9 protein-coding genes are annotated in these 7,153 nt (G+C 72.0%); 3 read left to right on the forward strand and 6 right to left on the reverse strand.

The genetic code is table 11. From position 1 onward, the window contains the following. From AB4030_RS08715 to AB4030_RS08740, 6 genes are all read right to left on the reverse strand, one after another. Window positions 1-282 (reverse strand): metal-sensitive transcriptional regulator, encoded by a 282-nt coding sequence (locus AB4030_RS08715; RefSeq protein ID WP_442278817.1) that lies wholly within the window; start codon window positions 280-282, stop codon window positions 1-3. A gap of 51 nt (window positions 283-333) precedes the next feature. Beyond that, complete coding sequence (locus tag AB4030_RS08720; protein ID WP_442278818.1) at window positions 334-759, reverse strand: MmcQ/YjbR family DNA-binding protein; 426 nt, start codon at window positions 757-759, stop codon at window positions 334-336. 142 nt (window positions 760-901) lie between these two features. Continuing rightward, window positions 902-2,314, reverse strand: coding sequence for an adenylosuccinate lyase (gene purB / locus AB4030_RS08725; RefSeq protein ID WP_442278819.1), 1,413 nt, complete (start codon window positions 2,312-2,314; stop codon window positions 902-904). A gap of 96 nt (window positions 2,315-2,410) precedes the next feature. Then, window positions 2,411-3,205: a VOC family protein gene (locus tag AB4030_RS08730; RefSeq protein ID WP_442278820.1), complete on the reverse strand. Its 795-nt coding sequence runs from the start codon at window positions 3,203-3,205 to the stop codon at window positions 2,411-2,413. A 37-nt stretch (window positions 3,206-3,242) separates the two neighbouring features. Then, window positions 3,243-4,034: a VOC family protein gene (locus AB4030_RS08735; protein ID WP_442278821.1), complete on the reverse strand. Its 792-nt coding sequence runs from the start codon at window positions 4,032-4,034 to the stop codon at window positions 3,243-3,245. A 4-nt stretch (window positions 4,035-4,038) separates the two neighbouring features. Then, window positions 4,039-4,584 carry a low molecular weight protein-tyrosine-phosphatase gene (locus tag AB4030_RS08740; RefSeq protein ID WP_442278822.1) on the reverse strand — a complete coding sequence of 182 codons (546 nt, stop codon included), beginning with the start codon at window positions 4,582-4,584 and terminating at the stop codon, window positions 4,039-4,041. A 129-nt stretch (window positions 4,585-4,713) separates the two neighbouring features. Between AB4030_RS08740 and AB4030_RS08745 the strand changes: the two genes are divergently transcribed. The 3 genes from AB4030_RS08745 to AB4030_RS08755 all read left to right on the forward strand — a co-directional run. Continuing rightward, window positions 4,714-5,133, forward strand: coding sequence for a YybH family protein (locus tag AB4030_RS08745; protein WP_442278823.1), 420 nt, complete (start codon window positions 4,714-4,716; stop codon window positions 5,131-5,133). 9 nt (window positions 5,134-5,142) lie between these two features. Beyond that, the gene (locus AB4030_RS08750; RefSeq protein WP_442278824.1) at window positions 5,143-6,492 is read left to right on the forward strand and encodes an MFS transporter; all 1,350 of its coding nucleotides are present in this window, start codon (window positions 5,143-5,145) and stop codon (window positions 6,490-6,492) included. 412 nt (window positions 6,493-6,904) lie between these two features. Continuing rightward, window positions 6,905-7,153: helix-turn-helix domain-containing protein (locus tag AB4030_RS08755; protein WP_442278825.1), on the forward strand; the 249-nt coding region annotated here is incomplete at its 3' end.

Below are 7,153 nucleotides of genomic sequence, written 5' to 3' on the forward strand. Positions count from 1 at the left end.
TCAGCTCCGCACGAGCCGGGCGATGGCCTCGGACGCCTCGCGGACCTTGGTCTGCGCGGCCTCGTCGGACTCGCGCGCCGCGTCCACGACGCAGTGCGCCACGTGGTCCTCGAGCAGCCCGAGACTGACGGCCTGCAGGGCCTTGGTGATGGCGCTGACCTGGGTCAGGATGTCGATGCAGTACGTGTCCGCGTCGACCATCTTCTGCACGCCCCGCACCTGTCCCTCGATGCGGCGCAGGCGCTTGAGGTAGTCGTCCTTGCTCCCGGTGTAACCGGCCATGGCACCTCCTTCTCGTCGAGAACCACGGTACCCCCTTGGGGTATTTCCCGCTCACTGGGGGGAGGGCGCGCCGTCTGCCTCGAGGAAGGTCCGGGCGAGCCGCTTCGGCGCCTTCGCCAGCCAGGCGTCCGTGACGACCTCGCGCAGCTCGGCGACGGTGAGGCGGCCGAGGTCGCGCTCGAGGAGCAGCACGGCGTTGTAGCCGTTCCAGTGCGGCGTCGTGAACCACGGGGACTCCGGGTCGGAGACCATCGACTCCTTGTCCTCGGCCGTGCACGAGAAGGCGAGGACGTCGTCGTACAGCTCGCCCGTGGCGGGGTCGACCGCGTCCTTGCGTGGCCCGCGGGAGAAGGCGAAGGTCTTGCCGTGCACCTGGAACGAGGATCGCCCGCCCGTCGGCGGGTCGCGCGTCACCTCCGGCAGGGAGAGGGCTGCCTCGTCGAGGTCGCGGAGCCTGGCGCGGCGGGATCGGGCCATGCTGACGCACAGTAGCCCGCCCTCCCCGCCGATCGAAAGAGCAACCCTCCCCGCCGATCGAAAGAGCGATCCGTCCGCGTCTCGCCGGGCGTGTCGTGGGTGCCCGGCGGACGGATCGCTCTCTCGATCAGGGGGTATGCCGTCAGGGGAGGTAGTCGTCGACGAGCCGGCTCGCGAGGGCCGTGTAGGTCTGCGGGGTCAGGGCGACGAAGCGGGCCTCGACGTCGGCCGGCAGCCCCAGCCCCCCGACGAACTCGCGCAGGTCGTCGCCGTCGATCCGGCGGCCGCGGGTCAGCTCCTTGAGCCGCTCGTAGGGCTCCTCCATGCCCGGAACGCCCTGCGCGCCCAGGGCCCGCATCGCCGACTGGATCGGCTCGCCGAGCACCTCCCAGTTCGACTCGAGGTCGGCCGCCATGCGCTCCGGCACGGCGTCGAGGCCGGCGAGACCGCGGGCGACGTTGTCGAGGGCGAGCAGCGAGTGGCCGAAGGCCGTGCCGATGTTGCGCTGCATCGACGAGTCCGTGAGGTCGCGCTGGAGGCGGCTCTGGACGAGCGTGCCGCCCAGGACGTCGAGCAGCGCGTTGCTCACCTCGAGGTTGGCCTCGGCGTTCTCGAAGCGGATCGGGTTGACCTTGTGCGGCATCGTCGACGACCCCACCGTGCCCTGGCCACGCACCTGGGCGAAGTAGCCCATCGAGATGTAGGTCCACACGTCGGTGCAGAGGTTGTGCAGGATGCGGTTGAACCGCGCGACGTCGGCGTAGAGCTCGGCCTGCCAGTCGTGGCTCTCGATCTGCGTCGTCAGCGGGTTCCACGTGAGGCCGAGCCCCTCGACGAAGGCGCGCGACACGGCGGGCCAGTCGACGTCGGGCAGGGCGAGCGCGTGGGCACCGAAGGTGCCGGTGGCGCCGTTGAACTTGCCGAGGTACTCCTGACCCTCGATGCGCCGCAGCTGGCGGCCGAGGCGGTGCGCGAGGACGGCGAGCTCCTTGCCCATCGTCGTCGGCGTCGCCGGCTGGCCGTGCGTGTGGGCGAGGAGCGGCACGTCCTTGAGGTCGCGCGCCATCTCCGCCACCTGGGCGACGAGCGCCCGCGCCCGCGGCAGCCACACCTGCTCGACGGCGCCCTTGACCATGAGCGCGTAGGAGAGGTTGTTGATGTCCTCGCTCGTGCAGCCGAAGTGGATGAGCTCGGCGAGGCCCTTGTCCTCCTCGGCAGGGGCGATAACGGTGAGCCGCTTCTTGAGGAAGTACTCGACGGCCTTGACGTCGTGGACGGTGACCCGCTCGATGTCACCGAGCTCGGCGACCTCGTCGGTGCCGAAGTCGTCGACGACCGCCCGCAGCGCGGCGATCTCGTCGTCGGTGAGGCTGCGGACGCCCGGCACGACCCCGTGGCTCGTCTGGTGGATCAGCCACTCGATCTCGACGTGCACGCGCTGCCGGTTGAGGGCCGCCTCCGAGAGGTGGTCGACGAGCGGCGCGACGGCGCCGCGGTAGCGGCCGTCGAGCGCCCCGAGCGCGATGGGCGGGGTTGCGTCAGCAAGCGAAACCATGCCGACATCCTCCCAGAGCGAGGGGAGTGGTTCGTATGCCGTCCGCCGCCGTCGGGCGGCCGCGCGCGGTCCCGCGCACACGGCATACGCCCTCGGTCAGTCGGTCGTCGACGGCTCGGGCAGCTGCATGACCGAGAACGTCTCGCCCTCGGGGCCGGCGACGAGCGCCATCCGGCCGTAGCGGGTGTCGACGGGCGGCTGCACGACGGAGCCGCCGAGGGTCGTGACGCGCTCGGCGGACGCGTCGCAGTCGGCCACGGCGAAGTGCGCCATCCAGTGCGACGGCACGGCCGCCGGGGCCTGCGCCGGGATGGCGCCGATGCCGGCGACGGCGCGCAGACCGTCGAGGCTGGCGACGGAGTACCGGACGCCGCCCTCGCCGATCTCCTGGAGCCGGTAGCCGACGACGTCGGAGTAGAAGCGGGTGCTCGCGTCGTAGTCGCGGCTCATCGACTCGGCCCAGCACAGTGCACCGGGCTCGTCGACGAGGTCGGCGCCGCTGAGCTCCTTGGCCTGCCACAGCCCGTAGGCCGCGCCTGCGGGGTCGGCGCCGACGGCGATGCGCCCCACCCGGAGCACGTTCGTGGGCTCGAGGAAGAAGACGCCACCCGCCGCCCTGGCGCGTCGGACGGCGTCGTCGACGTCGTCGGTCGCGAGGTAGACGGTCCATGCGCTGACCTGGCCCGGGTCGTCCGGGTTCTTGGCCAGGGCACCTGCGACGACGTGGCCGTCCTTGCGGGCCATGACGTAGCCGCCGGCCTGGGGAGGCAGGGCCTCGAAGGTCCACTCGAAGAGACCGCCGTAGAAGTCACGCGCGCGGTCGAGGTCGTCGACCATGACGTCGGCCCAGCAGGGGGTGCCGGGCGCGAACGGCCCTTCGTGGACGGGCACGGGTGGCTCCTGGTGTGTTGGTGTGTTGGTGTCGTGGTCAGGCGAGGTCGGGGACGAGGAGCGAGAAGACTTCTCCCTCAGGGCCGCTCAGCACCGCACCGACACCGTAGGGCCCGTCGAACGGGCCCTGGAGCAGCGTGGCCCCCAGCTCGAGTGCCCGGTCCAGCCCGGGGACGACGTCGTGCGTCGCGAAGGAGGCGACCCAGTGCGGCGGGATCTCCCGCGGCCACTCGTCGTCGATCTCCGCGAGCCCGAAGGCCGGGTTGCCGTCGCCCGTGTGGGCCGTCGCCCAGCGCGGGCCTCCGGGCTCCGTCTCGTCAGTGAACTCGTGGCCGAAGACGGCGAGCTGGAAGGTCTGGACACGGTCGAAGTCCCGCGTCAGCAGCTCGTTCCACGTCAGCGAGCCCGGCTCGTCGAGGACACCGCTGCCGGGCAGGTCGCCCGGCTCCCACACGCCGAAGTACGACCCGCCGGGGTCCACGGCGATGAGGGTGCGCGACAGGGCCCCGATGGCGACGGGACGCCCGAGGGTGCGACCGCCGTACGTGTTGATGGCGCGCTCGGCGACCTCGATGTCACCGACGCGCAGGTAGGTGGTCCACTGGCTCCGGACGGGGGCGCCGTCGGGCTTGCTGCTGATGCCGGCGACGGGATGCCCGTCGAGCAGGGCCATCGTGTAGCCGCCGGTCGCGGGGTCCCCGGCGAGCCACTGCCAGCCGAAGAGCTCGCCGTAGAAGGTCTTCGCGCGCCGGACGTCGCTGACGAGCAGGTCGACCCAGCACGGGGAGCCGTAGGGGTAGTCGGGCACGGTCAGGTTCACGTCTCGCATCGGGTCAGGGGTGGTCGGTGTCCACGCGCTGCTGCAGGCCGTCGGCCTGTCGGCCGTCCAGCTGGTCCTTGACGTGGAGGAGGATGCCACGGCACGCGGCCTCGACCTCGGCGAAGCACCGGGCGAAGTGCTCCGCTCCGCCGTACCACGGGTCGCCCGTCTCGAGGGTGCCGGCGGCCACGGCGTCGGGATCGAACTCGCGCACGAGCCGGATCTTGCCGCGCTGGTGCGGCGCGCGGGCCAGCCGGTTCAGGGTGCGCACGTGTCCCTCGTCGGAGGCGAGGATGAGGTCGAACTCGTCGAACTCGTCGGGGTCGAACTCCCGGGCCCGGTGCCGCGACCCGTCGTAGCCGTGGCGGGCGAGGACCTCGACGGTGCGCGGGTCGGCGTGCTCGCCGACGTGCCAGTCACCGGTGCCGCTCGAGCTGACCCGGACGTCGTCGGACAGACCGGCGTCATCGACCATGCGCTGGAGGATCACGTGCCCCATGGGGGACCTGCAGATGTTGCCGCTGCACACGAAGGTGACGTGGAGTGGGCGAGGCGACATGGTGCCCATTCAACACCGCCGACCGCGCGCCGAGGCTGGTAGCCCGGGCTCTGCTTGAGAGTGGTGTCGCGAGTGCCCACGGAAGGTACATATGGCGGCGGTGTCAGTGGCCGGTGGCACGGTGTGCCCATGACGACGACCGCGCACCCGACCGCCGTGGGGGCTGACGCCCCGGAGGCCCTCGAGTCCCGTTTCGCCGCCTGCGTCGCCGCGGGCGACCTCGACGCGGTCGTGGGGTTGTATGCCGCCGACGCCGTCGTGAGCCTGCCGCGCGGTCGCGAGGCGGCGGGCCCTGCCGCCATCCGCGAGGCGCTCGCCGCGGCGATGGCTGCCGGGGTCCTGGGCGGCGACGGCGCTGCCGTCAGCTCGCGTGCCGTGATCAGCGGGGATCTCGCCATGACGACGTCCACGACCGCCGACGGCACGGTGCGCACCCAGGTCGCCCGTCGCACCGCCGACGGCCGGTGGGTGTGGGTCCGCGACGGCTCGCGGCTTCGCGAGGTGGAGGCCTGCATCCCCGCGCCGTCGGACACCTTGGCCGTGGCGTAGTTTCGCTCTGTGACCGACGCACCTCCCGGACCTGGGGCGCCAGCGCCGATCGACCACGCGCGTCGCTCGCACTTTGTCGACCTGACGCCCTTGCGGGTGAGTCCGGCGTTCGCCCGGCTCTGGTTCGGCAACACCCTCGCCGGCATCGGCACGTTCGTGACCAACACGGCCGTCGGGCTGCACATCTACGACCTGACCCGGTCGACCTTCATGGTCTCGCTCGTCGCGTGGTTCTCCCTGCTGCCGATGATCGTCGCAGGCCTCTACGGGGGTGCCATCGCCGACCGTTTCGACCGGCGCACCGTGGCCCTGTCGGCCTCGACCGTCGCCTGGGCCTCGACCGTGGTCCTGGCCTCGATCACGTGGGCCGGCGCCGAGGTGGTCTGGATGTTCTACGTCATCACCACCGTCAACGCCGTCGGCGCGACCATCGCCTCCGCGACGCGCCAGGCGATCACGCCGCGCCTGTTGCCCAAGGAGCAGCTGCCCAAGGCGGCGGCCCTGCTCGGCATCTCGGCGGGAGTCATGGTGACGGTCGGGCCGGGCATCGCCGGCGTGCTCGTCGCGCGGGCCGGCTATGCCTGGACCTACACCGTCGACGTCGTGCTCTTCGTCGCCGGCTTCTTCGGCCTCTGGACGCTCCCTCGCATCCGGCCCGAGGGGGAGCACGTCGCCGCAGGGGGATTCCGGTCGGTCGTGGACGGGCTCACGCACCTGCGCCGGGCGCCCAACGTGCGGATGAGCTTCGTCGTCGACATCATCGCGATGACCTTCGGCCAGCCGATGGTGCTCTTCCCCGCCGTCGGGGCGATCGTCATCGGCGGTGGGTCGGTCACGGCAGGCATCCTGCTCGCGTCGTTCGCCGTCGGTGGCATCGTGTCGAGTCTCGGATCGGGTCGCGTCACCGGCCTGCGGTGGCAGGGGCTGGCGATCCGCAACGCGATCGTCTCCTACGGCCTGGCGATCCTCGGCTTCGGAGTGGTGCTCGCCGTGACCGAGATCGGTGGGCACGCCGTGGCGTCGAGCGACTTCGGTGCCGTCAACCGGTCGGCCCTCGCGCTCGCGGCCCTCTGCCTCGCCGTCGCCGGCGGATCCGACAACATCAGCGCGATCTTCCGCCAGTCGATCCTGCAGTCAGCGGTGCCCGACCACCTGCGCGGCCGCACCCAGGGCGTCTTCACGGTCGTCGTCACGGGCGGTCCCCGGCTCGGTCAGATGTTCGCCGGCACCCTCGCGACCCTGACGGCGACGTGGGTCCCGCCCGTCGTCGGCGGCGTCCTCGTCGTCGTCCTCGTTCTCGTCACGGTCGCGCGGGTCCCGTCGTTCCGCCACTACGACGCCCTCGACCCCCGCCCCTGACCCCCTCCACTCGAGTGCCACTTCCCGACGGGTGGCCGCGTGGGGAACTGAGCACTCGACGGGCAGCTCCACTCGAGTGCCCACTTCCCGAGGGGCACCTTCACTCGAGTTCCCACTTCCCGACGGGCCGCGGCGTGGGGAACTGAGCACTCGACGGGCAGCTCCACTCGAGTGCCCACTTCCCGAGGGGCACCTTCTTGGCTTCAGATCGTCTGCGCAACACGGATTGCGTGGAGGCAGGCGATGGGTGGGATCCCGGGGACGTATTCCTGGGCTCAGCGGCAGCAGGCGTTGGGGCTGCTGGAGCAGGGCCTACCGGCGTTGGAGGTAGCGCGGCGGATCGCGGTCGACCGCCGCGCGGCGGATCGCGGTGGACCGCCGCGCGGTGGGTCGATGGGCCAAGGTGGCCGGCATGACCTTTCGGATGGGGCCCGTCGGTGGCCTCGCGCGCCCTGCCGCACCGGTGAGCGAGGGCGACTGGACCGACGCGCGGGGGCGTCTGACCGAAGCCGGCCGGGCCGTGATCGCGCTGCGGCTGGGCGAGGGCCACCGCCCGGCCCGGATCGCCGCGGAGCTGGGCGTGCACCGATCCAGCGTGACCCGGGAGCTGGCCCGCAACCGCGTCGGCGGGGTGTACTCGGTCCGGATCGCGCAGCAACGC

Origin of the sequence: Terrabacter sp. 2YAF2 (assembly GCF_052114705.1) — a bacterium.
In the GTDB taxonomy this organism is placed as follows: domain Bacteria; phylum Actinomycetota; class Actinomycetes; order Actinomycetales; family Dermatophilaceae; genus Terrabacter.